General features: G+C 68.2%; 26 protein-coding genes. 16 read left to right on the top strand and 10 right to left on the bottom strand.

Features of this window, described 5'->3' with window-relative positions; genetic code table 11:
- Positions 1-226: 226 nt before the first annotated feature.
- Genes flgH through flgF form a run of 4 tightly spaced genes read right to left on the bottom strand, consistent with a single transcriptional unit; the run spans position 227 to position 3,373 of the window.
- Positions 227-997, bottom strand: a complete 771-nt coding sequence (flgH, locus tag AMK58_RS10170) for a flagellar basal body L-ring protein FlgH (protein ID WP_035675005.1) — start codon at positions 995-997, stop codon at positions 227-229.
- A 13-nt stretch (positions 998-1,010) separates the two neighbouring features.
- Positions 1,011-1,793 carry a flagellar basal body P-ring formation chaperone FlgA gene (gene flgA / locus AMK58_RS10165; protein WP_059398862.1) on the bottom strand — a complete coding sequence of 261 codons (783 nt, stop codon included), beginning with the start codon at positions 1,791-1,793 and terminating at the stop codon, positions 1,011-1,013.
- A gap of 44 nt (positions 1,794-1,837) precedes the next feature.
- Positions 1,838-2,623 (bottom strand): flagellar basal-body rod protein FlgG, encoded by a 786-nt coding sequence (gene flgG, locus AMK58_RS10160; protein ID WP_035675001.1) that lies wholly within the window; start codon positions 2,621-2,623, stop codon positions 1,838-1,840.
- Positions 2,624-2,650: 27 nt separating this feature from the next.
- Positions 2,651-3,373 carry a flagellar basal-body rod protein FlgF gene (gene flgF, locus AMK58_RS10155; protein WP_035674999.1) on the bottom strand — a complete coding sequence of 241 codons (723 nt, stop codon included), beginning with the start codon at positions 3,371-3,373 and terminating at the stop codon, positions 2,651-2,653.
- Positions 3,374-3,858: 485 nt separating this feature from the next.
- Here flgF and AMK58_RS10150 point away from each other — a divergent pair, with 485 nt between their 5' ends.
- From AMK58_RS10150 to AMK58_RS10110, 9 genes are all read left to right on the top strand, one after another.
- Positions 3,859-4,380, top strand: a complete 522-nt coding sequence (locus AMK58_RS10150) for a flagellar basal body-associated FliL family protein (protein WP_035674997.1) — start codon at positions 3,859-3,861, stop codon at positions 4,378-4,380.
- A gap of 18 nt (positions 4,381-4,398) precedes the next feature.
- Positions 4,399-5,481 carry a flagellar motor switch protein FliM gene (gene fliM, locus AMK58_RS10145; RefSeq protein ID WP_035674995.1) on the top strand — a complete coding sequence of 361 codons (1,083 nt, stop codon included), beginning with the start codon at positions 4,399-4,401 and terminating at the stop codon, positions 5,479-5,481.
- Entirely contained in the window at positions 5,478-6,188 is a 711-nt protein-coding gene (locus AMK58_RS10140) for a DUF6468 domain-containing protein (protein ID WP_059398861.1), read from the top strand. Before fliM ends, AMK58_RS10140 begins: the two co-directional genes overlap by 4 nt.
- Complete coding sequence (locus AMK58_RS10135) at positions 6,185-7,144, top strand: MotE family protein (RefSeq protein ID WP_059398860.1); 960 nt, start codon at positions 6,185-6,187, stop codon at positions 7,142-7,144. Before AMK58_RS10140 ends, AMK58_RS10135 begins: the two co-directional genes overlap by 4 nt.
- A 202-nt stretch (positions 7,145-7,346) precedes the next feature.
- Positions 7,347-7,685 carry a con-10 family general stress protein gene (locus AMK58_RS32055; protein WP_035674988.1) on the top strand — a complete coding sequence of 113 codons (339 nt, stop codon included), beginning with the start codon at positions 7,347-7,349 and terminating at the stop codon, positions 7,683-7,685.
- Positions 7,686-8,135: 450 nt separating this feature from the next.
- On the top strand, positions 8,136-8,852 hold the full coding sequence (locus AMK58_RS10125) for a protein phosphatase CheZ (protein ID WP_035674986.1): 717 nt from the start codon (positions 8,136-8,138) through the stop codon (positions 8,850-8,852).
- A 4-nt stretch (positions 8,853-8,856) separates the two neighbouring features.
- Entirely contained in the window at positions 8,857-9,543 is a 687-nt protein-coding gene (locus AMK58_RS10120; protein ID WP_236778104.1) for a hypothetical protein, read from the top strand.
- Positions 9,540-10,277, top strand: a complete 738-nt coding sequence (locus AMK58_RS10115) for a flagellar motor protein MotB (RefSeq protein ID WP_035674985.1) — start codon at positions 9,540-9,542, stop codon at positions 10,275-10,277. The genes AMK58_RS10120 and AMK58_RS10115 overlap by 4 nt, the downstream gene beginning before the upstream one ends.
- Positions 10,278-10,324: 47 nt before the next feature.
- Positions 10,325-13,696 carry a tetratricopeptide repeat protein gene (locus tag AMK58_RS10110; RefSeq protein WP_236778103.1) on the top strand — a complete coding sequence of 1,124 codons (3,372 nt, stop codon included), beginning with the start codon at positions 10,325-10,327 and terminating at the stop codon, positions 13,694-13,696.
- Positions 13,697-13,777: 81 nt separating this feature from the next.
- On the opposite strand, the gene AMK58_RS10105 is transcribed toward AMK58_RS10110, so the two are convergent.
- The 5 genes from AMK58_RS10105 to AMK58_RS10085 form a co-directional block, all read right to left on the bottom strand.
- A complete protein-coding gene (locus AMK58_RS10105) occupies positions 13,778-15,676 on the bottom strand; it encodes a potassium transporter Kup (protein WP_035674983.1) in 1,899 nt (632 codons plus the stop codon).
- Positions 15,677-15,887: 211 nt separating this feature from the next.
- Positions 15,888-16,661, bottom strand: coding sequence for a flagellar type III secretion system pore protein FliP (fliP, locus tag AMK58_RS10100; RefSeq protein WP_079285028.1), 774 nt, complete (start codon positions 16,659-16,661; stop codon positions 15,888-15,890).
- On the bottom strand, positions 16,658-16,993 hold the full coding sequence (locus tag AMK58_RS10095) for a FliO/MopB family protein (protein ID WP_059398858.1): 336 nt from the start codon (positions 16,991-16,993) through the stop codon (positions 16,658-16,660). Before AMK58_RS10095 ends, fliP begins: the two co-directional genes overlap by 4 nt.
- Before the next feature lie 8 nt (positions 16,994-17,001).
- Positions 17,002-17,379 carry a hypothetical protein gene (locus AMK58_RS10090; protein ID WP_059398857.1) on the bottom strand — a complete coding sequence of 126 codons (378 nt, stop codon included), beginning with the start codon at positions 17,377-17,379 and terminating at the stop codon, positions 17,002-17,004.
- Complete coding sequence (locus tag AMK58_RS10085; RefSeq protein WP_014240972.1) at positions 17,376-17,702, bottom strand: EscU/YscU/HrcU family type III secretion system export apparatus switch protein; 327 nt, start codon at positions 17,700-17,702, stop codon at positions 17,376-17,378. The genes AMK58_RS10090 and AMK58_RS10085 overlap by 4 nt, the downstream gene beginning before the upstream one ends.
- Before the next feature lie 225 nt (positions 17,703-17,927).
- Here AMK58_RS10085 and flgB point away from each other — a divergent pair, with 225 nt between their 5' ends.
- The 7 genes from flgB to AMK58_RS10050 are packed head-to-tail and all read left to right on the top strand — an operon-like array spanning position 17,928 to position 23,913.
- Entirely contained in the window at positions 17,928-18,332 is a 405-nt protein-coding gene (gene flgB / locus AMK58_RS10080; RefSeq protein ID WP_035674977.1) for a flagellar basal body rod protein FlgB, read from the top strand.
- Between the two features lie 33 nt (positions 18,333-18,365).
- The gene (flgC, locus tag AMK58_RS10075; protein WP_035674975.1) at positions 18,366-18,776 is read left to right on the top strand and encodes a flagellar basal body rod protein FlgC; all 411 of its coding nucleotides are present in this window, start codon (positions 18,366-18,368) and stop codon (positions 18,774-18,776) included.
- Positions 18,777-18,811: 35 nt separating this feature from the next.
- On the top strand, positions 18,812-19,111 hold the full coding sequence (fliE, locus tag AMK58_RS10070) for a flagellar hook-basal body complex protein FliE (RefSeq protein WP_014240969.1): 300 nt from the start codon (positions 18,812-18,814) through the stop codon (positions 19,109-19,111).
- A 46-nt stretch (positions 19,112-19,157) separates the two neighbouring features.
- Positions 19,158-19,478, top strand: coding sequence for a flagellar biosynthetic protein FliQ (locus AMK58_RS10065; RefSeq protein ID WP_035674973.1), 321 nt, complete (start codon positions 19,158-19,160; stop codon positions 19,476-19,478).
- On the top strand, positions 19,475-20,245 hold the full coding sequence (gene fliR, locus AMK58_RS10060) for a flagellar biosynthetic protein FliR (RefSeq protein ID WP_035674971.1): 771 nt from the start codon (positions 19,475-19,477) through the stop codon (positions 20,243-20,245). The genes AMK58_RS10065 and fliR overlap by 4 nt, the downstream gene beginning before the upstream one ends.
- Positions 20,246-20,260: 15 nt before the next feature.
- Complete coding sequence (gene flhB, locus AMK58_RS10055) at positions 20,261-21,337, top strand: flagellar biosynthesis protein FlhB (protein WP_035674969.1); 1,077 nt, start codon at positions 20,261-20,263, stop codon at positions 21,335-21,337.
- Between the two features lie 50 nt (positions 21,338-21,387).
- Positions 21,388-23,913 carry a hybrid sensor histidine kinase/response regulator gene (locus AMK58_RS10050; RefSeq protein ID WP_035674968.1) on the top strand — a complete coding sequence of 842 codons (2,526 nt, stop codon included), beginning with the start codon at positions 21,388-21,390 and terminating at the stop codon, positions 23,911-23,913.
- 21 nt (positions 23,914-23,934) lie between these two features.
- Here the strand turns inward: AMK58_RS10050 and AMK58_RS10045 are convergent, their stop codons facing one another.
- Positions 23,935-24,438, bottom strand: a complete 504-nt coding sequence (locus AMK58_RS10045; protein WP_035674966.1) for a class I SAM-dependent methyltransferase — start codon at positions 24,436-24,438, stop codon at positions 23,935-23,937.
- Between the last annotated feature and the right edge of the window lie 15 nt (positions 24,439-24,453).

Raw genomic sequence — 24,453 nt, 5'->3', positions numbered from 1 at the left:
ACCATCCGGCGTTACGAGGCGCTTCTGGCTCGGAACGTGTGACGGGGCGAATGAGTGACCGGCAGGAGGCAGGAGGGGATCGGCAGATCCAGCCGGGCGGCAGAAACTTCCCGTCCAAACACGTGCAGGCCGGCTGCGCCTTTCCGCGACCGGCCCGAAGGGGGCCGGTGCCCCCTTCTTCTGTTTTGGTCGCTGGTGCTTCTCGGTTGTGGTCCCCGAAACGTCCTTAGAAGGGCATGATGATGTCGAACAGCTGCTGGCCGTAGCGGGGCTGCTGCACGTCGGTGATCTGGCCGCGTCCGCCGTAGGAGATGCGGGCCTCGGCAACCTTTTCGTAGCTGATGGTGTTCTGTGCGGTGATGTCCTCGGGCCGGATCACGCCGGTGATGATCAGGTCGCGCACCTCGTAGTTCACGCGGACCTCCTGACGACCCTGAATGACCATGTTGCCGTTGGGCAGGGACTGGGTGACCAGGGCGGCCACCTTCAGGGTGATCTGCTCCTTGCGGTTGATGGCGCCCTTGCCGTCGTTGGATGTCGAACTGGAAAGATCCACCAGGCTGCCGGCGTTCACCCCGTCGGGCAGCGCACGCTGCAGCGCCTTGCCTTCGAAGCCGAAGATGCTCGGCATGCCGGCCTTCTCACTGTTGCCGCGGGTGCGGGTGGTCTGGTTGTTCATCTGGGCCTGATCGTTGATCTGAATGTCGACGGTCAGCAGATCACCGACCTTGGCCGCGCGCTGGTCCTTGAAGAAGGCTTTGGCGCCGGTCCGCCACAGCGAGTTCGGATTGCGCTCCGTCGGCAGCGGGGTGGGCATCGGCAGGCTGACCGGCTGGTAGCCGGGCTGGGCCTGGGGGTCCTTGATCTTGGTGAGTTCCGGAGCGGAGCCGATGTCCGCCACGCGCGACATGGCGTTGCAGGCGGGGAGGCCGGCGGCGACGGCGGCGAGCAGCGCGAAGCGGAACGCCGTGCGGGCGGTGTTCTTGCGGGCAGGCATGGGAGCTTTCTCCTTACTTCGCGATGAAGCCGGGCTTTGCCACGGCGACGATGTTGGGGCCGGCGACGGTCGCTTCGAGGATGCGGTTCGATTGGGTGTTGATGACGCGGATCACGTCGCCCCGGCCGCCGTCCTGCAGGGCCTTGCCCTGGGCCGACAGGGTCAGGTTCTCGGTGGCCAGCGTGATGGTGACGAGCGAGCCCTTGTCCACGACCCGCGGCGACTGGAGGTCGCGCAGCCGCACGGGCTGGTTGATGGGAACGCCGCGCCGCGGCGTCAGGCCGATGAGCTGGGCGTCGGTGGCGGCGATGTCGCTGCCGGCGAGGTCGGCGCGCACGTCCTGCCAATCCACGTCGCCGGGGCCGATCACATCGCCGAGCGCGATGCGCCGCGACAGCACCGGCACCTGCACCACGCCGTAGGCGCGGCCCGACACCGGAAGGCGCACGACCGGGCGGGTGTCGGCCACGATCATCTCCGCGGCGAAGCGGCCCTGCACCGGGTTGTAGTAGAGGTTCTCCACCGTCAGGCTGCCGGCGCCCGCCGGGGCGCGCAGTTCCACCGCCCGGTTGTCCAGCTCCATTTGCAGGCGGCCCGTGGTGATCTGGCGGGACAGCGCGTCGGACAGCGCCGCCTCGACATGGGCCGGGCTGTAGACGACCGCCTGTGCCGCCACCCCGATTGCGCCGTCGTCCATCGCCTGGGCGAGGGCCGTCTGGGCAAGGACCGTCGGGCCGCCGGCAAGGGCGGCGGCGAGGAGGGCGGTGCCGAGGATGCGGAGGGCGGGGCGGGGCATGGCGGGAGTTCCTTGCAAAAACGGGCCTTACGACGGTGCCGACATCAGCGGAGCTGCGAGGCCTGCTGCATCATCTCGTCGGTGGTCTTGATGACCTTGGAGTTCATCTCGTAGGCGCGCTGGGCGGAGATCAGGGTGGTGATCTCCTGCACGATGTTGACGTTGGAGGTCTCCAGCGCGCCCTGCACCACGCGGCCGAAGCCGGGAGCGCCGGGGTTGCCGCCGACCGCCTCGCCCGACGCGCCGGTCTGAAGGAACAGGTTGTCGCCGACGGCTTCCAGGCCGGCCGCGTTGGCGAAGGTGGCGAGCTGGAGCTGGCCGACATTCTGCTGGGCCACCTGGCCGTCCAGCTTCACCATCACCTCGCCCGAGGCGTTGATGGCGACGTCCACGGCTTCCGCCGGGATGGTGATCGCCGGCTGCACCGGATAGCCGTCGGCGGTGACGATGATGCCCTCCGGCGACAGCTTGAAATTGCCGGCGCGGGTGTAGGCGGTGTCGCCGCTGGGCAGCTGCACCTGGAAATAGCCGGAGCCGTTGATGGCGACGTCCAGCTTGTTGTCGGTGACGGTCAGGTTGCCCTGCTCCAGCACGCGGGCCACCGCGGCGACGCGCACGCCCGCACCCACCTGCACGCCGGTCGGCACGATGGTGCCGGCGTCCGACGAGGTGGAGCCGATGCGGCGGAAGTTCTGGTACAGCAGGTCCTGGAATTCGGCCCGTTGCTTCTTGAAACCGGTCGTCGTCGCGTTGGCGATGTTGTTCGAGATGGTTTCGACGTTCAGCTGCTGGGCGATCATGCCGGTGGCGCCGATGGCGAGGCTGCGCATGGTTTCTTACTCCTTGTACGCGGTCGATCAGGCCGTGCGGCCCAGCTTCTGGACGGCGCTGCGGATGCGCTCGTGCTCGCTCTCGATCAGCTTCTGGTTGGACTGGTATTGGCGCTGGATCTCGATCAGCGCCGTCATTTCCACCACCGGCTTCACGTTCGAATTCTCTAGCATTCCCTGTGCCACCTTCGTCTCGGCGGGGGCCGCCTGCGGCTCCTCGTCGCTGACGTAGAGGCCGGCTCCGACCTCGGTCATCAGCTGCTCGTTGCGGAAGGTGACGATGTTCAGCCGGCCCACTTGGCCCAGCTCGGTGGAGACGGTGCCGTCGCCGGACACCATGATGTCCTTGGTGCCGTTCGGGACGGCGAGGGGCTGGCCGTTGTCGCCGAGGACCGGCAGGCCGCCGCCGTCCACGATCTGGCGCTGGTCGTTGAGGCGGAAGTTGCCCGCGCGGGTGTAGCGCGGGCCGCTTGCCGTATCGACCGTGAAGTAGCCATGCCCGGTCAGCGCCAGATCCAGCGAATTGCCGGTCTGCATCATCCCGCCGGCCGAGAGGTCGCGCACCACGGCGCGGTCCTGCACGAAGCTGACCTGCTCGTGCATGCCCGGACGCTCCAGGAACTCCGTGAACAGCATGCGCTGCTGCTTGAAGCCCGTGGTGTTCATGTTCGCGATGTTGTTCGAGATCACGTCCAACTGGCGGCGCAGGGTGAGCTGGCGCGACAGGGACACGTAGATCGGGTTTTCCATCGGCGACCTCTTTCCATTCGGGCCGGGGGATCGTCCCGACCGGCGCGGAAAGCAATGCACAGCGCGTGCCAGCGCTGGAAAGAGCCGTGGAAACCGCAATGGCGGTGGACGCCGCCGCCGGGGAAGCGCCTGCCGGGCAAGAACTGCCGGTGGGATGGCAAGGGCTGCCGCCCGCCGCCGGGCAAAAGCGTCCCGTTGCCGCGGCGCTGACGGCGCGCGGGTTCATGGGGGCCTCGTCCGCCGGAAGCGGGCGGACTGGCGGCGGCAGACGGGGTGGAGCAGGGTGGTGCGGGCGTGGTTCGGGCGTTCGCTCCTCGGCTGAGAGGGATTTCCGGCAAAGCCCTAATCAAGAACCGTGCCGCGGCCTGAGGTTGCGCTTCTGTCACAGCCTCGGACCATGCCTGAAAGGCTTTGTTAACTATCCGAAAGATAGGGTTGCTGGGCTGGTAAGGCCACGCTCCGCCACCGCTCGCGCTTAGGATTCCATGACCGCGCACGCTGAAGACGACGTTCCGACCGATGGCCTGCCGCGCAAGAAATTCAGCGGCAAGAAGCTGGTCCTGTTCGTCATCCTGCCGCTGGTGCTGCTGATCGGCGCCGGAGCGGGCGTCTACTTCAGCGGCCTGCTCGACTCGCTGCTCGGCAAGAAGGAGGAGCACGCGGAGGTGCCGGCGGAGCCGGCGCAGCCCGATCCCCACGCGGCCCCGGTCTTCTACGACCTGCCGGACATGCTGGTGAACCTGAACAGCAGCGGCAAGCGTCCGGCCTTCCTGAAGATCAAGATCTCGATCCAGCTCGCCAAGGGCGAGGACATACCGGCGATCGAGCATGTGCTGCCGCGCATCATCGACAACTTCCAGGTCTATCTGCGCGAATTGCGGCTGGAGGACCTGAAGGGGTCGGCGGGCATGTACCGCCTGCGCCAGGAACTGCTGATGCGGATCACCGCGTCCGCCCATCCGGTGAAGGTCAAGGACGTTCTGTTCAAGGAAATGCTGGTCCAGTAGGGGCGGCGGAAACGGGCCATGAGCAACACCGAGGAACTGAGCGAAGAAGAACGCCTTGCCGCCGAATGGGCCGCCCTCGCCGAAGACGGCGGCGACATGGGCGACATGGCGGACATGGGCGGCGGCGGTTCGACCCGCGTCCTCAATCAGGACGAGATCGACAGCCTGCTCGGCTTCGACCAGGGCGGGGCCGGGGACGGCGACAATTCCGGCATCATGGCGCTGGTCAATTCGGCGCTCGTCAACTACGAACGCCTGCCCATGCTGGAGGTGGTCTTCGACCGCCTCGTCCGCATGATGTCCACCAGCTTGCGCAACTTCACCTCCGACAACGTCGAGGTCAGCCTCGACCAGATCTCCTCGGTGCGCTTCGGCGACTATCTGAACTCGATCCCGCTGCCGGCCATGCTGTCCGTCTTCAAGGCGGAGGAGTGGGACAACTACGGCCTGATGGTCGTGGACTCGGCGCTGATCTACTCCATCGTGGACGTGCTGCTGGGCGGACGGCGCGGCACGGCGGCGATGCGCATCGAAGGCCGACCCTACACGACCATCGAGCGCAACCTCGTGGAGCGCATGGTCCATGTGGTGCTGTCCGACCTGTCCGCCGCCTTCGACCCGCTGTCGCCCGTCACCTTCCGCTTCGACCGGCTGGAGACCAACCCGCGCTTCGCGACCATCGCGCGCCCGGCCAACGCGGCGGTGCTGGTCAAGCTGCGCATCGACATGGAGGATCGCGGCGGCCGCCTGGAGCTGATGATCCCCTATGCGACTCTGGAGCCGGTGCGCGAGCTTCTGCTCCAGATGTTCATGGGTGAGAAGTTCGGCCGCGACTCGATTTGGGAAACCCACCTCGCCTCGGAACTGCTGGTCACCGACGTGGACATCTCCGCGGTGCTGGACGAGGTGACGATGACCCTGCACGACGTGCTGAACTGGCGCGTTGGCACGCGAATCCTTCTGAACGCCACGCCGGACGGCACCATCGAGCTGCGTTGCGGCGACGTTTCCATGTTCCAAGGCCGCATGGGCCGTAAGGGCGGGCACATCGCCGTGCGGATCGAGCGGGAGCTGCCCAAGCAGGAGGTCATGCGGCTATGAGCCCGACCCTCACGCTCGTCCTCGATCTGGTGATGGTGGGGCTGCTCGCCGCGACCATCGCCTACGCGATCATCCTCAACCGGCAGATCATTAAGCTGCGCGAGAGCCGCGGCGAGATGGCCGAGCTGGTGCGCGGCCTGAACGAGGCCATGTCGCGCGCCGAAACCGGCGTGCGCGGTCTGAAGAAGACGGCCCACGACACCGGCGACGACCTGCAGCGCACGGTCGCCAAGGCGCAGACCCTGCGCGACGAGCTGGAATTCATGATCGAGGCTGCCGACGCCATGGCGAACCGGCTGGGCAATGTCGGCGGGGAGCGGCCGAAGCCCGGTCCGGCAGCCCGTTCGGCGGCACGCCCCGGCCTGTCCGCCCGTCCGCCCGTCGCGTCGCGCCCGGCCGTCGCCCCGCGTCCGATCGTCGAGGACGATCTCGGTCACGATGACCACGATCTCCACGATCACGGGCACGACGACCATGATCTTCACGATCATGGCCACCTCGACCACGACGATCACGACGACTTGCCGCCGTTGCGCTCCGCCGCGTTCCGCAGCGAGCCGCTGCGCGCCGATCCGTCGCGGGCCGAGTCCCTGGCGCGCCGCCCCGCTCCGGCGCCCGATCCCATCCTGCGCGAGGGCGAGAGTCTGTCCCGCGCCGAGCGTGAACTTCTGCAAGCCATCGAGAACGCCGGCAAGGGGGTCGGATGAGCGACGCCACCAGCACGAAAGGCGCATCCTCCGCCCTTGGCGGGGAGCCCAAGGTCGTGATCCGCCCGGCCGGTGCCACCCCGACCGGCGTTCGCACCAGCCCGAGCGTGGCCGGCCAGCCGCCGGCTCCGGGCGCCGCGCAGGCCGCGGCCCAAGCCGCCGCCCAAGCCGCTGCCAGGGCGAAGCCGAAGGCCAAGCTGAAGGCGAAGACCAAACGCAAGCCCGCCGTCCCACGCCGCCCGCTGGCGGAGCGAATGCGCGAGAAGATGAAGGCGTGGCGGTTCCGCATCCTGCCGCTGACCATCTTCGTCGCCGTCCTGATGCTGGGGGTGCGCGTTGGCGACCTGTGGCGGATCACCACGCGCGACGCCCGCCTGCCGGATTTCCCGGCGACGCTGGCCCAGGGGCAGAGCGCCGTTACGGCGCCGCCGATGCAGCTTGCCGCCAACGGCGCCAAGCCTTCGCCCGAACCGGCCCAGGGCGGGTCGAGCAACGGCGCGCCGCCCAATCCGACGCCGCCGGATAACGCCGCCCTCGGCCCGGTCAAGAATGAGGAGCTTCTCCAGCATTTCGCCGAGCGCCGCGCCGAGATCGAGCGCCGCACCAAGGAGCTGGAGCAGCGCGAGGCCCTGCTGACCGCCGCCGAGAAGCGCATCGACCAGAAGGTGCAGGAGATGGAGAAGGTCCGCACCGACATCCAGAAGCTGATGCGCCAGGGCGACGAGAAGCAGACCGCTCAGCTCGAAAGCCTCGTAAAGATCTACGAGACGATGAAGCCCAAGGAAGCCGCCCGCATCTTCGAGGAGCTGGACATGCCCGTCCTGCTTGGGGTGGTGGAGAAGATGAAGGAAACCAAGACGGCGCCGATCCTGGCCGCGATGGACCCGCTGAAGGCCAAGGAGCTGACCTCCGCGCTCATCGAGCGGCGCGGCGTGCCCGCGGCGCCGAAGAACTGAATACGTCCTTTCGTTGAGTTTCTGGCGAGGCCGGTATGACCGTGCGGTTGGATATACCCGACGCCGCCGGCGCACCTACTGAATATAAGTACACGTACTGTCAGGATGGTAGACGGCCCGCGACGGTCGGCTTCGGTTCATGTTGGCTCCGGCGTGTTCGGGCAGCGCAAGTTTGCCCAACAGCAAGAAGGAAGGAGACAAGATGAACGACCAGAACCAGGGCCGTAGCTCGGGCGGTCAGCACTCCGGCGGCAACTTCAAGAATGATCCGGAGCGTGCGTCGGAAGCCGGCCACAAGGGCGGCCAGGTTTCCGGCGGCAACTTCAAGAACGATCCGGAGCGTGCGTCGGAAGCCGGTCACAAGGGTGGGCAGGCGTCCGGCGGCAACTTCAAGAACGATCCGGAGCGTGCGTCGGAAGCCGGTCACAAGGGTGGTCAGGCGTCCGGCGGCAATTTCAAGAACGACCCGGAACGCGCATCGGAAGCGGGCCGCAAGGGCGGCGAACACAGCCATGGCGGCGGGCGGAGCAGCGGGAGCTGACTGCCGGGACCCTGTCATCCCTGACGGACTCACCGCCGGCTTAGCCTAACGGAACAGTTGGCCTGCGCCACGGTGAAGAAGGGCCGCCTCCCAAGGCGGCCCTTTGTCCATTTGTGGGCTCGGATTGAAACAAATTGCCGCATCTCTCTTTAAAGTTCGACAATGGCGAGCTCTGGTTGGAAGCGTGCGGGCACAGAACAACGCTTCCGCATTCCTTCCAGTTGGGCGATTCCGTCCAATCTTTGCGTTGCGACGTTACAGGCGCTTAACGGCGTGTTAACCGAGCGAATTTAGGGTTGGAAAGGCTGACGAGGCTCCGAGTCGGCGGCGGCCGTGCGAGGGCGCGAGGTTTGGGTCGAACCCGCTTCGGGCGCCTGCGTCCGGGCTGGCCGACGCACCCGATCGCACGCAGGCCGGACAAGACCACGGAACGCTCACATCGGAACGCACATGGCCCCGCCCGTTTCCTCCTCGCTCGCCGATCAGAAGCTCCTGCGCCAGCAGCTCGACGCCGCCCATGCCGAAGCGGCCCAGCCGCTGAGCCGCGAGGAGGTGACGGACATCGTCCGCTCCATCCTCGGCAGCATGGACGGCGACATCTCCGCCACCGACCTGCGCCTCTACAAGGAGGTGGTCGACCTCGCCCGCTTCATCGAGAGCGCCAAGCAGGAGTTGGCGGCGCTCCAGCCCGCGGAAATCCGCGACCAGCACATCCCGAACGCCACGGATGAGCTGGACGCGGTCGTCGGCGCGACGGAGCAGGCCACCTTCGCCATCTTCGACGCCTGCGACGTCATCACCGGCATCTCCGGCCAGATCGATCCGGAAAACTCCGCGAAGCTGACCGAGCAGGTGACCAAGATCTTCGAGGCCTGCAACTTCCAGGACATCACCGGCCAGCGTATTTCCAAGGTCGTGCGCACGCTCAAGCACATCGAATCGAAGGTGGACATGATCGTCGCGGCCTTCGGCGACGAGGTGCGGCAGAACCACACCCGCCCCGCCGCCGCGGCCGCTGCGGCGGAGATCCACACCGATCCGTCGCCAAACTTCGCCACCGACCGCCCGGCGGACGACCCGGAGGCCGGGCTTCTGCACGGGCCGCAGATGACCAGCGCCGCCATGGACCAGGACGAGATCGACCGCCTGCTGGCGAGCTTCGACTAACCCCATGGCTGCACCCGGCCACAGGAAGCCGGACCTGTCGGGCAGCCGGCCGAACCCGAACAACGGAAGCATCGTGCTTCTGCTGTCGCTGTTCCTGCTGCTGCTCGTCTTCTTCATTGTTCTGAACGCCCAGTCCGTGCAGACCGCCCAGCGGGTGCGTACGGTTCTGGTCTCGCTGGAGCGCAGCTTTCCGGCCTTCTACATCGACCCCCGCCTGCGCGAGCCGGCCGACCCGCTGGCTTCGCGCGCCGGCACCGTCTTCGCCGTGCAGCGGCTGGACGGGCTGGGGAACCTGTTCGCCACCGCCATCGCCGTGGCGAAGGTGGACAGCGTCACCCCGGGCCGCCTTCTGGAGGTGCGCCTGCCCGCCGACGAGCTGTTCCTGCCCGGCACGGCCGACCTGCGCCCGGACCGCATCGGCCTGATCGACCGGGTGGCCGACGCGCTGTTGCAAAACCGTCCCGGCGAGCGGATCGAACTGGACGCGCTGCTGTCCATCGGCCCGGCGGGCGGCCCCAGCCAGCCGCCCGGCCCGGTGGTGCGGGCGGGCGCGTTGGCCCGGCTGCTGATCGCCGACGGAGCGCCGGCGGACGCGGTGACGGTGGGTATCGAGCGCGGCGCGCCGGGCGCCGTCCGCCTGCTGTTCAGCCTGCGCGCCATGGATGATGTGCCGGGGGGAGGGCGCCGATGATCCGCCTCCCCAAATTGCCCAAGGCCGAGGACAAGAGCGGCGGCCACAACCGGACGATCTGGCTCATCAGCTTCACCGACCTGATGTCGCTGCTGCTCGCCTTCTTCGTCCTGATGTATTCGATGAGCGAGCCGGAGGCGCAGCGCTGGACCGGGCTGGTCAAGTCGCTGTCGTCGGCCCGCTCCACCGCGGTGACGCCCTCCGCGACGCCGCCCGAGCCGAAGGCCGCTTTCAACGCCGCCACGGTGGAGTCATATTCGGCGATCAATCTGGATTATCTCAGCGCCCTGCTTCGTACCCAGACCGCGGCCAACGAGGATCTGGCGGCGGTGGAGGTGCGGCGGGAGGACGATCGCGTGGTGATTGGCCTGCCGGCTCATGTGATGTTCGATCCGACCGGCGGCAGCTTCACCGACCAGGGGCGGCGGGTGTTGTATCTGCTGGGCGCGGCGGTGGGCCGGATCGGCAACCGGATCGAGGTGGTTGGCCACGCCGAGCGGGAGGACCAGTCCGCGGGGCTGGCCTGGGAACGCGCCCTGACGCGCGCGGTTGCCGTTGCGGCGCTGCTGCGCGAAACAGGCTACAAGCGCGACCTCGTGGCGCGCAGCCTGATGAGCGAAGCGCCCGGCATCGATCCGGTGCCCGGCGGGGCGCGGGTGGATGTGGTGGTGCGTGAGGAAACGGCGGGGCCGCCGGTGTCCGGGGCGGCCACCGATGCGGAGCCGGAGGAGTGAAACGGATGGGGCGGGGAAGGGCATACCGGCGCTGGCTGAGTGGCTTCGTGGCCGCCACGGCTCTGCTCGCCGCCCAGATCTCCGTCACCCCGGCTGCCTGGGCCGTCGATGTGCCGGTGCGCGCCGCCACCCACAAGACCTTCGGGCGCATGGTCTTCGACTGGCCGCGCCAGACCGGCTACAGCGCGTCGGTGGAGGGCAACACGCTGGTCGTCCGCTTTGACGAGCCGATCAACGCCGCGCTGGATCGCACCGTGGCGGCCTTGCCCGGCTATCTGTCCGGAGTGCGGATCGGCGGCGACGGCAAGACGGTGACCTTCGATCTGAAGCGGCCGGTGACGCTGAAGAGCTTCCGCAACGGCAACGCCGTGGCGCTCGACCTGACTCCCGCCGCGGAGGCGCCGGCCCAGAGCCAGACGCCTGTCCAGGCTCCCGCTTCAACGGCCAAGGCCGAGACACCGGCCGCACCCGCTCCGGCGCGCTCCGCGGGGCGGGTGACGGTCAGCGCGGCCGACACGCCGGAGCAGAGCCGCCTGTCCTTCACCTGGCCGGAGGGCGCAAACTACACGCTGCGCCGCGACGGCGCGTCGGCCACGCTGCTGTTCGACCGCAACGGCAATGCCGATCTGGCGCCGGTGGCCAGGACGGGGCTGCGCAACATCCAGAACGTGGAGCAGTTCCGGCAGGCCAACGGCGCGCTGGCCGTCACCTTCGCCGTGCCGCAGGACGCCGAGATCAAGGACAGCAAGTCGGGCCGGTCCGTGGTGATCGACGTGCAGAATCCGGGAACGCGCGCCGGTCTGCCGACGAGCGACGCGGCGAGTGCGGCCCCGCCCGGCGCCACCACGACCACCGTGCGCCCGCCCTCGGCCGAAGCCGCAGCGCCATCGCCTGCGGTTACACCCCCCGCTCCGGCCAGACCGGCGGCGGCGCCTCCTCCGCCGAAGGAGGTCGCGGCGGCCCCCGCGCCCGCAAAGCCCGAAGCCGCCAAAACCGATCCGGCGAAAACCGAGCCGCAGGGGCCGACGCTGGTGTTCGACGCCGGGGGGCCGGCATCCATCGCCGTCTACCCGCGCGCCGGCCATCTCTACATCGTGTTCGACAAGCCCCTGCCCATCGGCGCCGGCAAGGCCGTCGGGGCTGGTGCCAGCACGGTCGGAGCGATCGAGCCGGTGCCGGCGACCGGGGGCAGTGCGTTCCGCACCCGGATCGGGCCGCTGGTCTGGCCGAAGATCGAACGGCAGGGGACGAGCTGGAAGATCACGCCGACCAGCCGCCTGACCGGCACGCCGCCCTTCGAACTGAAGATCGACCCGGAGCCGGATTTCCTGCTGGGCGCCCGTCTGCTGGTGCGCGCCGCGGATGCGGCGACCGTGGTGACGCTGTCCGACCCCGACGTCGGCGACCGTCTCCAGGTCGTGCCGCTGCCGGTTCCCGGCAACGCCATTCCCGAATCGCACCGTTACGCCGATCTTGAGCTGCTGCCCAGCTACCAGGGCGTTGTCGTGCGGCCCATCGCCGACGCCATCACCGTGCGCCCGGTCAAGGAGGGGGTGGAGGTGACCGCGGCGGGCGGCCTGCACCTGTCGCCCATGGCCGATGCCGGAAACCGCCCGGCCGTGTCGCAGACGGCGTCGCTGCCACCGCGGCCGTCGCCCGGCGGCGCCTCGAACACGTTGACTCCGCCCACCGACCCGAAGCCGGTGCCCTCCGGGCGCCGCCTGTTCGACCTGCCGGCCTGGAAGAAGGGCGACCTCGACCATTACACCGAGGCGCGGCAGAATCTTCAGCTCAACATCGTCAACGCGCCGGATTCCGAACGCCCCCGTGCCCAGCTCGACCTCGCCCGCTTCTATCTGGCGAACGGCTTCGGGCAGGAGGCCATCGGCATGATGGATGTGCTGCAGGAGGCCCAGCCCGACCTGGAAGGCTGGCCGGAATTCCGCGCCCTGCGCGGGGCCGCGCGCTTCCTGGCGGGAAACACCGACGCCGCGGCGGAGGATTTCGCCCATCCGAACCTCGCCAACAACGGCGAGGCCGCGCTGTGGCGCGCCGCCATCGCGGCGGACCGCAACGACTGGCCGGCGGCCCAGGCCGGCTTCAAGGCGGCGGCGCCGATCCTGAACTCCTACCCCGACCCGATCCTGACCAAGTTGGCGACCCGCGCCGCCGAGGCCGCGCTGAAGACCGGCGATGCGCCCTTCGCCAAGCGGCTGCTCGACCGCATCGCCGAGCGCGGCGGCACGGACGCCGAGGAGCGGCCCGACGTCCAGTATCTCCGCGGCCTCTACTACGCCCAGACCAACGAGCCGGAGCGGGCGCTGGAGCAGCTGACCGCCTCCTACAACAGCCTCGACCGCTATTACCGGGCCAAGGCCGGGCTGGCGCTGGTGAACCTGCAACTGGCGGAAGGCCGCATGTCGCCGCCCGCCGCGGCGGAGCGGCTGGCCGGGCTGACCTTCACGTGGCGCGGCGACGAGCTGGAGATGCAGATCCGCCAGCGCATGGGCGAGGTGCTGATCGCCGCCGGCCAGTACGCCGACGGCTTCAACGCCATGAAGGAGACCGCCGCCCTGGTCGCCGATACGCCGCGGGCGGAGGAGATCACCCGCGAGATGTCGCGCATCTTCGCCGACCTCTACAAGGACGGGGCGCAGAAGCTGCCGACCATCGAGGCGCTCCAGCTCTACGACCAGTTCCGCGAGCTGACCCCGGTCGGGGAAGCGGGTGACGAGGTGATCCGGCAGCTCGCCGAGCGGCTGATCTCGGTGGACCTGCTGAACCGCGCCGCCGACCTGCTGCAGCATCAGGTGGAATACCGCCTGTCCGGCGAGGACAAGGCGAGGGTCGGCACGCGGCTCGCCTCCGTCCGCCTGCTCGACAACAAGCCGGAGGACGCGCTGCGCGCTCTGGAGCTGTCCAACGTGCCGAACCTGCCGGCGGATCTGATTGGCGAGCGCCGCCTGATGCAGGCCAAGGCGCTGGCCGAACTGGGCCGCGGCGACGAGGCGCTGCTGCTGCTCTCCGAGGACGACAGCAAGCCGGCCAACTCGCTGCGGGTGGACATCGCGTGGCGCGCCCAGAAATGGGAGGCCGCGGCCTTCGCCCTGAACAAGCTGATCGGCGCGCCTCCGCCGCCGACCCAGCCGATCAACCCGGCGACCTCGCAGCTCGTCCTGAACCGGGCGGTGGCGCTGGCGCTGGCCGGGGACGGCACGAACCTGAACCTGCTGCGCAAGGAGTTCGGCTCGGCGATGACCAACGGTCCCGACGCCGACGCCTTCCGCGTGCTGACCCGGCCGGAGCAGGCGCTGGGCCTGATCGACGTCAACACCGTCCGCTCCCGCGTCGCCGAGGTGGACGTGTTCCAGAAGTTCCTGAAGAACTACCGCGGCAAGCAGAGCGCGGCGATCAACTGAACCCGTTTCCGGATTGGCGTCCTCAACCAAAAAGCCCCTCTCCGATGGAGAGGGGCTTTTTGGTGTGCGCGGCGTCGGACCTCAGAGCTGAACCTGGGTGCCCAGCTCGACCACGCGGTTCGGCGGGATCTTGAAGAAGTCGGTGGCGCTGACCGCGGTGCGCGACATCACGACGAACAGCTTCTCCCGCCACTGGGCCATCTGCGGGTTGATGCGGGGGATCAGCGTCTCGCGGCCGAGGAAGAAGGAGGTCGTCATCACGTCGAACTCCAGCCCGAACGCCTTGCACAGCCGCAGCGCCTTGGGGATGTTCGGCTCCTGCGAGAAGCCGTAGCGCACCGTCAGGCGGTAGAAGCCGTCGGCCAGCCCTTCCAGGACGACGCGCTCCTTGGCCGGGACGCGGGGCACGTCCTCGACCATCACGGTCAGGAAGACGATGCGCTCGTGCATCACCTGATTGTGCTTGAGGTTGTGCAGCAGGGCGATCGGCACCGTGTCGGCGCTGGAGGTCAGGAAGATCGCCGTGCCCTTCACCCGCTGGATGTCGGAGGACTTGGCGTGCCGTTTGACGAAGCCGTCCAGCGGCAGGGAATCTTCGGCCAGCCGGCGGTTCAGGACGGCGCGGCCACGGCGCCACGTCGACATCAGCCCCAGCGTCACCGCGGCGATGACCAGCGGCACCCAGCCGCCGTGCGGGATCTTCACCGCGTTGGCGAGGAACAGCGCCAGATCGACGCTGAGGAACAGCGCGCCCAGCGCCAGACAGGCCGGCAGGCTCCAGCCCCAGCGGCGGTGTGCCACGACCAGCGCCAGGATGGTGGTGATGACCATGTCGCCGGTCACCGCGATGCCGTAGGCGGTCGCCAGCCGGCTGGAGGACTCGAACCACAGGACCAGCCCGATCACCGCGAACAGCAGGCCCCAGTTGGCGCGCGGGATGTAGATCTGCCCGCCTTCCTCCTGCGAGGTGTGGCGGATGTCCAGCCGCGGGCACAGGCCGAGCTGCACCGCCTGCCGGGTCAGCGAGAAGACGCCGGAGATCACCGCCTGGCTGGCGATCACCGCCGCGCAGGTCGACAGCAGGATCATCGGGTAGAGGCCCCATTCCGGCACCAGCAGGTAGAAGGGGCTGCGCACCGCCGTGGGGTCGCTCAGCAGCAGGGCGCACTGGCCGAGGTAGTTCAGCAGCAGCGCGGGCAGCACCACGGCCAGCCACGCCACCTTGATGGGGCGGCGGCCGAAATGGCCCATGTCGGCGTAGAGCGCCTCGCCCCCGGTGACGGCCAGAACGACGGCGCCCAGCACCAGGAAGCCGATCCAGCCGTTCGAGGCGAAGAAATGAACGGCGTGCCGCGGGTCGAGCGCGGCCAGGACCTGCGGTTCCTTGACCAGCTCGATCAGGCCGAGCAGACCCAGCGTGGCGAACCAGGCGACCATGATCGGACCGAACAGCCGGCCGACCTTCTCGGTGCCGCGGCTCTGGATCCCGAACAGGGCGATCAGGATGCCCACGGTCACCGGCACGACGACCCGCTCCAGCGCCGGCTGCGCCACCTCCAGTCCCTCCACCGCAGAGAGGACGGAGATGGCCGGGGTGATCATGCCGTCGCCATAGAACAGGGCGGCGCCGAACAGGCCCATCGCCATCAGGCCGGACAGCCGTCCGGTGGAATCGGGCCGGCTGTTGGTGGCCAGCGCCAGCAGGGCCAGGATGCCGCCCTCGCCCTTGTTGTCGGCGCGCATGACGAACAGCACGTATTTCACCGTGACCACGAGCACCAGCGCCCAGAAGACCATGGACATGATGCCCAGGATGTTCTGCGGCGTGAGGGCGAGCCCATGCTCCGGCGAAAAGCATTCGCGCAGGGTGTAGAGCGGGCTGGTGCCGATGTCGCCGTAAACGACGCCAAGCGCACCGAGGGTGAGCGCGGCCAGCCTGCCCTTGTCGGGTGCCGCGGCTTTCAGGGTCGTGTCTGACATGTGGGACGTGGAGGGGGTCCGTTGGGAGTCCGAGCGGGGGACGAAAAAGCCACAAGCTGCGGGTACGGCGGCGGTCGGTGCGCTCGCGCGGGCCGATCCTCTTACGCTCTTCCCTGGTGCAATACTAGCGCAAGCCGATGTGCCCGTCCGCAGGCCGTTTCACCTGCGACGATCTGTGCCGGACGTCACCATCTTCCTTTGGACGATGCGTCTACAGCGTGCCGAAGCTGCGGGCCAGCGATCCGGCGATCAGGTACCAGCCGTCCACCAGCACGAAGAAGATGATCTTGAACGGAATCGCCACCATGGTCGGCGGCAGCATCATCATGCCCATCGACATCAGGATCGACGACACCACCATGTCGATGATCAGGAAGGGCAGGAACAGCAGGAAGCCGATTTCGAAGGCCCGCTTGATCTCCGAGATCATGAAGGCGGGAACCAGGACGTGCAGCGGGGTCTGCTCGGCCTCCGTCACGTTCTCGATGCGCGCCATGTCCATGAACAGGCGCAGGTCCTTCTCGCTGGTGTGCTTCAGCATGAACTCGCGCAATGGTGCGACCGTGCGGCGGAACGCCTCCGTCTCGTCGATGTCCTGGTTGATCAGTGGCTGGATGCCCTGGTTGTAGGACCGCTCGAACACCGGCGCCATGACGAAGAAGGTCAGGAAGACCGCCAGCGACATCAGCACCGTATTCGGCGGCACCTGCTGGATGCCCAGCGCCGAGCGCAGGAAGGACAGAACGATGACGATGCGCGTGAAGGCCGTCATCATGATCAGGATCGACGGCGCCAGCGACAGCACCGTGATGAGCGCAACCATCTGGACGATGCGCCCGGTGGTCGATCCCCCGGCGTCGCCCAGGTCGAAGGTCATGCTCTGCGCCAGCGCCGGCCCGGCGGCCAGCGCGCCGGCCACCCCGAGCGCCAGCGCCAGCAGGCCGGCGAACGCCAGCCGTCTTGCCATGCCCGTGCCGGTCCTCATGACCGGTCCCCGGTGCGAGGCGGGGCGGCGGGCGGTTGAGCGGAGGCTTCGGCCATCGCGCCCTGGAAGCCGCCGCGCGGCGTCTGATCGACCACCTGGTCGCCGAAGGCGCTCAGCAGCAGCAGATGCTCGCGGTCGTCGCGGCGGACCAGCACCAGCCGGCGCTTGCCGTCGAGCGGCAGCACCTCGACGACGCCCAGTCGGCGCTGGCGCCCCGACGTGGCGGTCATGCCGCCGAAGCCGATGCGGCGCATCACCCAGGCCACCAGCACGATCAGCGCGATGACGAAGGCGAGAGCGAGAACGAATTGGATGTACTGGTCGAGGCCCATGGATCAGGTCAGCTCTGTCGGGACGGCGTGGCCGGCGGGTCGGGCGGAGGATCGCCGGGCGCGGCGGAGGCGCCGCGGCCATAGGCGGCGCTGGCGCGCTGGCGTGCGGTGTGGGGGTCGTGGCGCCCCTCGGCGGCCGCGGCCAGCGTCTCTCTCTGGCGGGTCAGCGCGGCTGCGACGGCGTCCAGGGTCGGCAGCAGGCGTTCCAGGGCGGCGGCCAGCTCGGCGTCGCCGCGGGCGGACTGCGCCTCGGCGCACAGGGTGGCGACACGGGAGTCGAGCCCGGTCAGGTCGGCGGCCAGTCCGGCCTCCATCTGGGCGCGGGTCTCCTCCAGCGCGGCGGTCAGCGCCTGGATGTCGCGGCGGAGCGTCGCGGCGTCTGTCACGGAGCCTCTCCGGTGGCCGGTTCCGCAGAAGGCGGCAGCGTGCCGTTGGCGCGGTAGACGTAGGCGAGGATCTCGGCCACGGCGGCGATGGCCTCGATGGGGATTTCCGAGTCGATGTCCACCGCCGACAGGATCTGCACGAGGTCGGCATCCTCGCGCACCTTCACGCCGTTGGCGAAGGCCAGCTCCAGGATCTGTTCGGCCACATGGCCCTTGCCGGTGGCGACCACGCGGGGCAGGGACTGGTCGCCCAGCTCATACTTCAGCGCGACCGCGACGGGCCGGTTGGGGAGAGGGCGGTGGTTGGGAGTCGGCTCGGACAAGGGGCTCCTGCCGGATGGCCTGTGTCGATGGGCGTATCCTGGCGGAACATGCTTAACGAAGCATGAAGCTCAAGCGTGGCAGGGAAGGGCGGAGGGATGCCGTGGGCGGGATTCATCTTTGATTAACTGAAACGGCGGAAGATCGGAATGCTGTGATGCATCCCGCCCGCCTTGCTGCGCGCCTTCGCGCGTCCGGGCGGCAGGCCCTCAGACCGGAACCCGGCGATGAATCTCGAAAACCTCGGCCTCTTCAAGCTGATGTCGCGCAAGATGGGCTGGCTGACCGAACGCCAGAACGTGATCGCGGCGAACATCGCGAACGCCGACACGCCGGATTACAAGGGCCGGGACCTGAAGCCCTTCACCTTCCGCGACGCCCTGTCCGACAGCCGGCGCCTCCAGCCCGCCGCGACCAACGCCTCGCACCTCCAGGGGACGCGCGGCACGGGCGGGCTGAACCAGGAGCAGCGCCAGCGCAATCCCTACGAGACGGCGCCGGACGGCAACAACGTGGTCCTGGAAGAGCAGATGCTGAAGCAGGGCCAGACCGGCATGGATTACCAGACGATCACGAACCTCTACAAGAAGCAGGTCAACCTGATCCGCTCCTCCATCCGCAGCGGCGGCTAAGGGGCGGCGGGATTCGGGCGAAGGAGGCGGAACATGGATCTCTACACGTCGATGGCGGTGTCCGCGTCCGGCATGAAGGCGCAGGGCACCCGTCTGAAGACCATCGCGGAAAATCTGGCCAACGCCAACACCACGGCGGAAACGCCGGGCGATCTGCCCTACCGGCGCAAGGTCGTGATGTTCCAGAACGCCCTGGACCGCCAGATGGGGGTCGATCTCGTCCGCGTCGCCAAGATCGACGTCGACAAGAAGGATTTCGAGCGGCGCTACGACCCCTCGCACCCCTCCGCGGACGCCGACGGCTACGTGCTGCTGCCCAACGTCAATTCGGTGGTCGAGGCGATGGACATGCGCGAGGCGCAGCGTTCCTACGAGGCCAACCTGTCGGCGGTGGACAGTGCCCGCCAGATGCTGATGCGCACCATCGACATCCTCCGCACCTGACGCGGCGACGCTTTTAAAGGAAGGACATTCGTCCCATGGTCAACCCGATCAACGCCGCCGCGGCCTACGCGAACACGGCCGCCTCCACGACCGGGCCGGGTATGGCCCCGCGCAACGGCGTCAGCTTCGGCGATGTTCTGGAGCAGACCGCCAAGGAGGTCATCGGCGACCTGAAGCAGGGCGAGACGATGACCGCCAAGGCCGCCGTCGGGCAGGCCGACCTGACCGACGTCGTCCAGGCCGTCACCAACGCCGAGGTGACGCTGCAGACCGTCACCGCCGTGCGCGACAAGGTGCTGTCGGCCTACCAGGAAATCCTGCGCATGCCGATCTGACGACGGCTTGCGGATTCCTGAGAAGAAGCGCCCCGAGCGAAGCATCATGAGCGAAACCGACGTCATCGAGATCTGCCGCACCTCCATCGTCACGCTGGTGTTCGTGGTGGCGCCTGTGCTGGTCGCCATGATGGTGGTCGGCACGGTGATCTCGGTGTTCCAGGCGGTCACCCAGATCAGCGAGCAGACTCTGGCCATGGTGCCGAAGGTCCTTCTGGTCTTCGGCCTGTCGATCCTGCTGATGCCCTTCATGCTGGGCGAACTGCGGTCCTTCTTCGAGCATGAGGTCGCCGACCGCATCGTCGCCATCGGCACCGGTGTGAACACGGTCCCCAACGCCGGAAACCTGCCCGGCGGCGGCGGATGAACCTGCTTCAGCAGTTTCTGGGCGACCAGATTTTCGTCTGGTTGCTGGTCTTCGCGCGCGTCGGGACCGCCTTCAGCATCATGCCGACCATCGGCGACGCCTTCGTCTCCGCCCGCACGCGCCTTCTCTTTTCCGTCGCGGTCAGCGTTCTGGTGGCACCGGTGCTCGGCGACCGCATGCCGCCGATGCCCGACAACATCTTCCGCCTGTTCGTCCTGATCGCCGGGGAGGTGACCGTCGGCATTTTCATGGGCACCGTCGCGCGCCTGCTGATGGGCGCGCTGGAGGTGGCCGGGACGATCATCGCGCTTCAGTCCGGCCTGTCGAACGCCCAGATGTTCAACCCGGCCATGGCGTCGCAGGGATCGCTGCCCGGCGCCCTGCTGGGGTGGCTGGGTCTGCTGCTGATCTTCATCACCAACCTGCACCATCTGCTGATCATGGCGGTGGTGGACAGCTATTCCACCTTCGCGCCGGGGGCGGCGATCCCCATCGACGACATGGCGAACGTGGTCGGGCAACTGGTCGGCAAGTCCTTCATGCTGGGCGTGCAGATGGCGGCGCCCTTCCTGATCTCGGGCATGCTGTTCGCGCTGGCGCTGGGGCTGCTGAACAAGCTGGCGCCGCAGATCCAGGTGTTCTTCCTGTTCACCTCGCTCCAGGTTGCGTTGGGGCTGTTCATGTTCGCCCTGACGCTGGCCGCGATGATGATGTTCTGGCTGACCCATTTCGAGGCGGCCTTCGTCGATTTCCTGAGACCGGGCTGAGCGGGGAGAGAGCCGGTGTCCGAAGACGCGGATGAATCATCCAAAACAGAAGAGCCGACGCAAAAGAAGCTCGACGAGGCCCACAAGCAGGGCCAGTACGCGATGACCCAGGAAATCGGCAATTGGCTGATGATCGCCGCGGCGTTGGTGATCCTGATCACGATCCTGCCCGGAACGCTGAAGGGCATGGTGCCCCGCCTGAACTTTTTCTTCGAGAACCTGGACCAGATCCCCATGGACCAGGGCGGGGTCGGCGCGGTGCTGATGCGGGTGATGAAGGACATCCTGTGGGCGCTGTGGCTGCCCATCCTATTCCTGCTGTTCGCCGGGGTGATCGGCACCATTGGGCAGAAGGGCTTCAACGTTTCCTGGGAGCTGATTGCGCCGAAATTCAGCAAGCTGAATCCGATCTCCGGCGTCGCCAACCTGTTCAGCGCCCAGAAGGGCGTCGATCTGCTGAAGAGCCTGGCCAAGGTCGCGGTGGTCGGCGTCGTCGCCTACATCGCGCTCCAGCCGATGATGCTCACCATCGGCCATTTTATCGGCATCGACATGATGCTGCTGCTCCGCGAGATGGACGGCCTGACCTTCCGGCTGCTGGCCGGCGTCCTGGCCATCCTGACCCTGATCGCCGGGGCCGATCTGTTCTGGCAGCGCCACAGCTTCGACAAGAAGATGCGCATGACCAAGCAGGAGGTGAAGGACGAGCACAAGCAGGCCGAAGGCGATCCGCACGTGAAGGGACGCATCCGCCAGCTGCGCTTCGAGCGGGCGCGCAAGCGCATGATGGCGGCAGTGCCCAGCGCCGACGTGGTGGTGACCAACCCGACCCACTTCGCCGTCGCGCTGAAATACGACTCCTCCACCATGGGTGCTCCGATGGTGGTGGCGAAGGGCGCCGACGCCGTCGCCTTCAAGATCCGCGAGATCGCCGAGGAGAACGGCGTGCCGGTGATGGAGAATCCGCCCCTCGCCCGTGCGCTCTATGCCGCATGCGATATCGACGAGGAGGTTCCGTCCGAGCACTATCGCGCGGTGGCGGAAGTCATTACCTATGTCTTCAAGCTGAAAGGACGCGCGGTGCGGAACTGAGGACCGTTCCCGGACCTTTCCTTGCGGCGAACGGCTGACCTGGAGTTCCGGTGGACGACACGACCTCTTCCTTTGCCGACAGCGCTCCCGCCGGCCATCGCAGCGATGGTGCCGCAGGGGTGGGGGAACGGCCCGGTGGCGGCGTCGCCACTGGGGTGCTTGCGGTGCTTCTCGTGGCCGGGCTGGTCGCAGCGGGAACCGGGGTGGTCCTGGACCGCGACCCGCTGGCCTGGGCCGGCCTGACCACCGCCGGCGCAGGGGCCTTGGCACTGGCGATCCGCATGGTCCGTGCGCGGCGGCGGGTGGCCCGCGTCGGCTCCCTGCTGGGCAGCGCGCTGGAGGGGCTGCCGTCCGGTCAACTCGTCTGCGACGGAGCGGGGCATGTGGTCTTCGTCAACAGCACCTTCCGCTCGCTGACCGGGTGGAGCGAGAGGGAACCGCCGCTGCGTGCGCTCGAACGTCAGTTCGCCGACGATGCGGACAGCGCCGACGCCTTCCGCCGCCTGTGCGAGCGGGTGAAGGGCGGCTACTCCGGCTCCATCGAGCTGGCGGTCCGCCAGCAGGGGCGCGCCGCCGAATGGCGCCGCATCCAGGGCCAGCCCATCGACGGGCACGCCGGGGCGGTGATGTGGCGCGTCGAGGACATCACCGCCCGGCGCGAGCTGGAACAGGTGACCCGGCGCGAGCAGACCCAGCTCGTCGATTTCATGGACCATGCGCCGGTCGGCTTCTTCTCGGTGGACCAGGACGGGCATTTCCAGTTCGTGAACGCGACCCTGGCGAAGTGGCTGGGCTGCGCGCCGGAGGATCTGGTCGAGGGCGGGCGCCGTCTTCACGATGTGCTGGCCCATCCGCCCACCGCCTCCGCCCCCTATGACTTCTTGGACGGCGGCGGGGTGGAGCAGCGCGGCGAAATCGCCATGCACGGACTCCAGGGCCGCCGCTTCCAGGCCTATGTCGCGCAGAGCGTGGTGAGGGGCGAGGACGGGCGGATCTCGCACACCCGCTCCGTCGTGCGCGACCTGACGCCGGAACGCGAGTGGCAGGAGGCACTGCGGCTGTCCGAACAGCGCTTCCAGCGCTTCTTCGAGGACGCGCCCATCGGAATCGCTCTGGTGGACGAGGGCGGGCGGCTGGCCGAATGCAACCAGGCCTTCCTGGCGTTGATCGGCAGCGAGGCCGGCAACGTCCTCGGGCGGACCATGGCCGACCTGATCGTCCCGGCGGAGCGCGCCATGGTGACCGAGCGGCTGAGCGCCGTGCAGGGCGGCTCCGATCCCGCCGCCCCGTTGGAGGTGCGGCTGACCGGTGGGCGCGAACTGGTGGCCCAGCTCTACGCGCGGCGGCTCGGCGGGGTGGGGCCGGAGGGGGCGGTGGGGCTGATCCTGCATTTCATCGACATGACCGAGCGCAAGGGGCTGGAGGCCCAGTTCGCCCAGTCGCAGAAGATGCAGGCGGTCGGCCAGCTGGCCGGCGGCGTCGCCCACGACTTCAACAACCTGCTGACCGCGATGATCGGCTTCTGCGATCTGCTGCTGCTGCGCCACAAGCCGGGCGACCAGTCCTTCAGCGACATCATGCAGATCAAGCAGAACGCCAACCGCGCGGCCAACCTCGTGCGCCAGCTTCTGGCCTTCTCGCGCCAGCAGACGCTCCAGCCGCGCATCCTGAGCGTGACCGACGTGCTGGCCGAGCTTGGCAACCTGATGCGCCGGCTGATCGGCGAGAACATCGAGCTGAAGATGCTCCACGGCCGCGATATCGGCTACGTCAAGGTGGACCAGAACCAGCTGGAGCAGGTCATCATCAACCTCGTGGTCAACGCGCGCGACGCCATGGCCGGTGGCGGGCGGCTGACCATCGTCACCTCCAACCATCTGGTCGAGCAGGCCCAGCGCCGCGAGCACGAAACGATTCCGTCCGGCGAGTATGTGTCCATTGAGGTGATCGACACCGGCTGCGGCATCCCCAAGGAAAATCTCCAGCGCATTTTTGAACCCTTCTTCACGACCAAGGGCGTGGGGTCGGGCACCGGGCTGGGGCTGTCCACCGTCTACGGCATCGTCCGCCAGACCGGCGGCTTCGTGCTGGTCGAGTCGGAGAAGGGAGAGGGGACGACCTTCACCATCCTGCTGCCCCGCCACAAGGGCGAGGCCCGTCCCGACCAGGGCGAGCCGCGCGAGCGGCGCGGCAGCGACCTGACCGGCTCCGGCACCATCATGCTGGTCGAGGACGAGGACGCCGTGCGCGTCTTCTCCGCCCGCGCGCTGCGCAACAAGGGCTATCAGGTGCTGGAGGCCAAGAACGGCGAGGCGGCGCTGCAGCAGATCGGCACGGACGGCAACCGCATCGATCTGCTGATCACCGATGTGGTGATGCCGCAAATGGACGGCCCGACCCTGGCCCGCCATGTCCGACAGCTGCGGCCCGACATGCGCGTCATCTTCATCTCCGGCTACGCCGAAGACCGGCTGGGCGAGATTGACGGGGTCGAGGTCGCCCATTTCCTGCCCAAGCCCTTCTCCCTGAAGCAGTTGGCTTCCAAGGTGAAGGAGGTCATCCGGGACGGCAAATAGCGGCGTGGGGAGCGGCGGAGCCTATCCGACGCGCCAGCCGCGATAGGACCAGCGTTCCGTTCCCGGAACGTCGAGAGTTTCCCAGCGGCGACGCTCCGCGCCGATCGGGCGGTCCGACAGGACGAGGGCACCCGGCGCCAGGAAGGGTTCGATCAACTCGCCGATCCAGTGGCGGATGCCATCCTCATCGTCCTCCCGCGCGCTGCCGATGTCGGCATGGGCCAGCCGCACCGCACCGCGGAAGGGCTCCGTCGCGGCGGGCAGCGTGTCCCGGAAATCGCCAAGGAACAGCCGGTCCTCGTCCGGACGCAGGGAGGCGGGAACCCGCGCCCACATATCGAACACCAGGATGTCGCGTGGCGGGAACAGGCTGCGCAGATGGTCGTAGGTGCGGCCCTTCCCCAGACCGATCTCCATCACCAGACCGGGCGTTCCCGCGACGCAGCCAGCGGCCCAGCCGAGCACGACGCGCTGGGTGGTGAGGCGGTCGATCATGCGGTCGAGCGTGGAGTGGACGGACGCCATGCGCGGCTTTTCAGG

The sequence above is a fragment of the Azospirillum brasilense genome (genome assembly GCF_001315015.1).
GTDB classification, from domain to species: domain Bacteria; phylum Pseudomonadota; class Alphaproteobacteria; order Azospirillales; family Azospirillaceae; genus Azospirillum; species Azospirillum brasilense.
The sequence above is the reverse complement of the archived record's forward strand: the minus strand, read 5'-3'. Positions and strand labels throughout refer to the sequence as shown.

Coding starts and splice junctions, on each gene's coding strand:
- flgH (WP_035675005.1), bottom strand. CDS start 997: ATGCCTGCCCGCAAGAACACCGCCCGCACGGCGTTCCGCTTCGCGCTG.
- flgA (WP_059398862.1), bottom strand. CDS start 1,793: ATGCCCCGCCCCGCCCTCCGCATCCTCGGCACCGCCCTCCTCGCCGCC.
- flgG (WP_035675001.1), bottom strand. CDS start 2,623: ATGCGCAGCCTCGCCATCGGCGCCACCGGCATGATCGCCCAGCAGCTG.
- flgF (WP_035674999.1), bottom strand. CDS start 3,373: ATGGAAAACCCGATCTACGTGTCCCTGTCGCGCCAGCTCACCCTGCGC.
- AMK58_RS10150 (WP_035674997.1), top strand. CDS start 3,859: ATGACCGCGCACGCTGAAGACGACGTTCCGACCGATGGCCTGCCGCGC.
- fliM (WP_035674995.1), top strand. CDS start 4,399: ATGAGCAACACCGAGGAACTGAGCGAAGAAGAACGCCTTGCCGCCGAA.
- AMK58_RS10140 (WP_059398861.1), top strand. CDS start 5,478: ATGAGCCCGACCCTCACGCTCGTCCTCGATCTGGTGATGGTGGGGCTG.
- AMK58_RS10135 (WP_059398860.1), top strand. CDS start 6,185: ATGAGCGACGCCACCAGCACGAAAGGCGCATCCTCCGCCCTTGGCGGG.
- AMK58_RS32055 (WP_035674988.1), top strand. CDS start 7,347: ATGAACGACCAGAACCAGGGCCGTAGCTCGGGCGGTCAGCACTCCGGC.
- AMK58_RS10125 (WP_035674986.1), top strand. CDS start 8,136: ATGGCCCCGCCCGTTTCCTCCTCGCTCGCCGATCAGAAGCTCCTGCGC.
- AMK58_RS10120 (WP_236778104.1), top strand. CDS start 8,857: ATGGCTGCACCCGGCCACAGGAAGCCGGACCTGTCGGGCAGCCGGCCG.
- AMK58_RS10115 (WP_035674985.1), top strand. CDS start 9,540: ATGATCCGCCTCCCCAAATTGCCCAAGGCCGAGGACAAGAGCGGCGGC.
- AMK58_RS10105 (WP_035674983.1), bottom strand. CDS start 15,676: ATGTCAGACACGACCCTGAAAGCCGCGGCACCCGACAAGGGCAGGCTG.
- fliP (WP_079285028.1), bottom strand. CDS start 16,661: ATGAGGACCGGCACGGGCATGGCAAGACGGCTGGCGTTCGCCGGCCTG.
- AMK58_RS10095 (WP_059398858.1), bottom strand. CDS start 16,993: ATGGGCCTCGACCAGTACATCCAATTCGTTCTCGCTCTCGCCTTCGTC.
- flgB (WP_035674977.1), top strand. CDS start 17,928: ATGAATCTCGAAAACCTCGGCCTCTTCAAGCTGATGTCGCGCAAGATG.
- flgC (WP_035674975.1), top strand. CDS start 18,366: ATGGATCTCTACACGTCGATGGCGGTGTCCGCGTCCGGCATGAAGGCG.
- fliE (WP_014240969.1), top strand. CDS start 18,812: ATGGTCAACCCGATCAACGCCGCCGCGGCCTACGCGAACACGGCCGCC.
- AMK58_RS10065 (WP_035674973.1), top strand. CDS start 19,158: ATGAGCGAAACCGACGTCATCGAGATCTGCCGCACCTCCATCGTCACG.
- fliR (WP_035674971.1), top strand. CDS start 19,475: ATGAACCTGCTTCAGCAGTTTCTGGGCGACCAGATTTTCGTCTGGTTG.
- AMK58_RS10045 (WP_035674966.1), bottom strand. CDS start 24,438: ATGGCGTCCGTCCACTCCACGCTCGACCGCATGATCGACCGCCTCACC.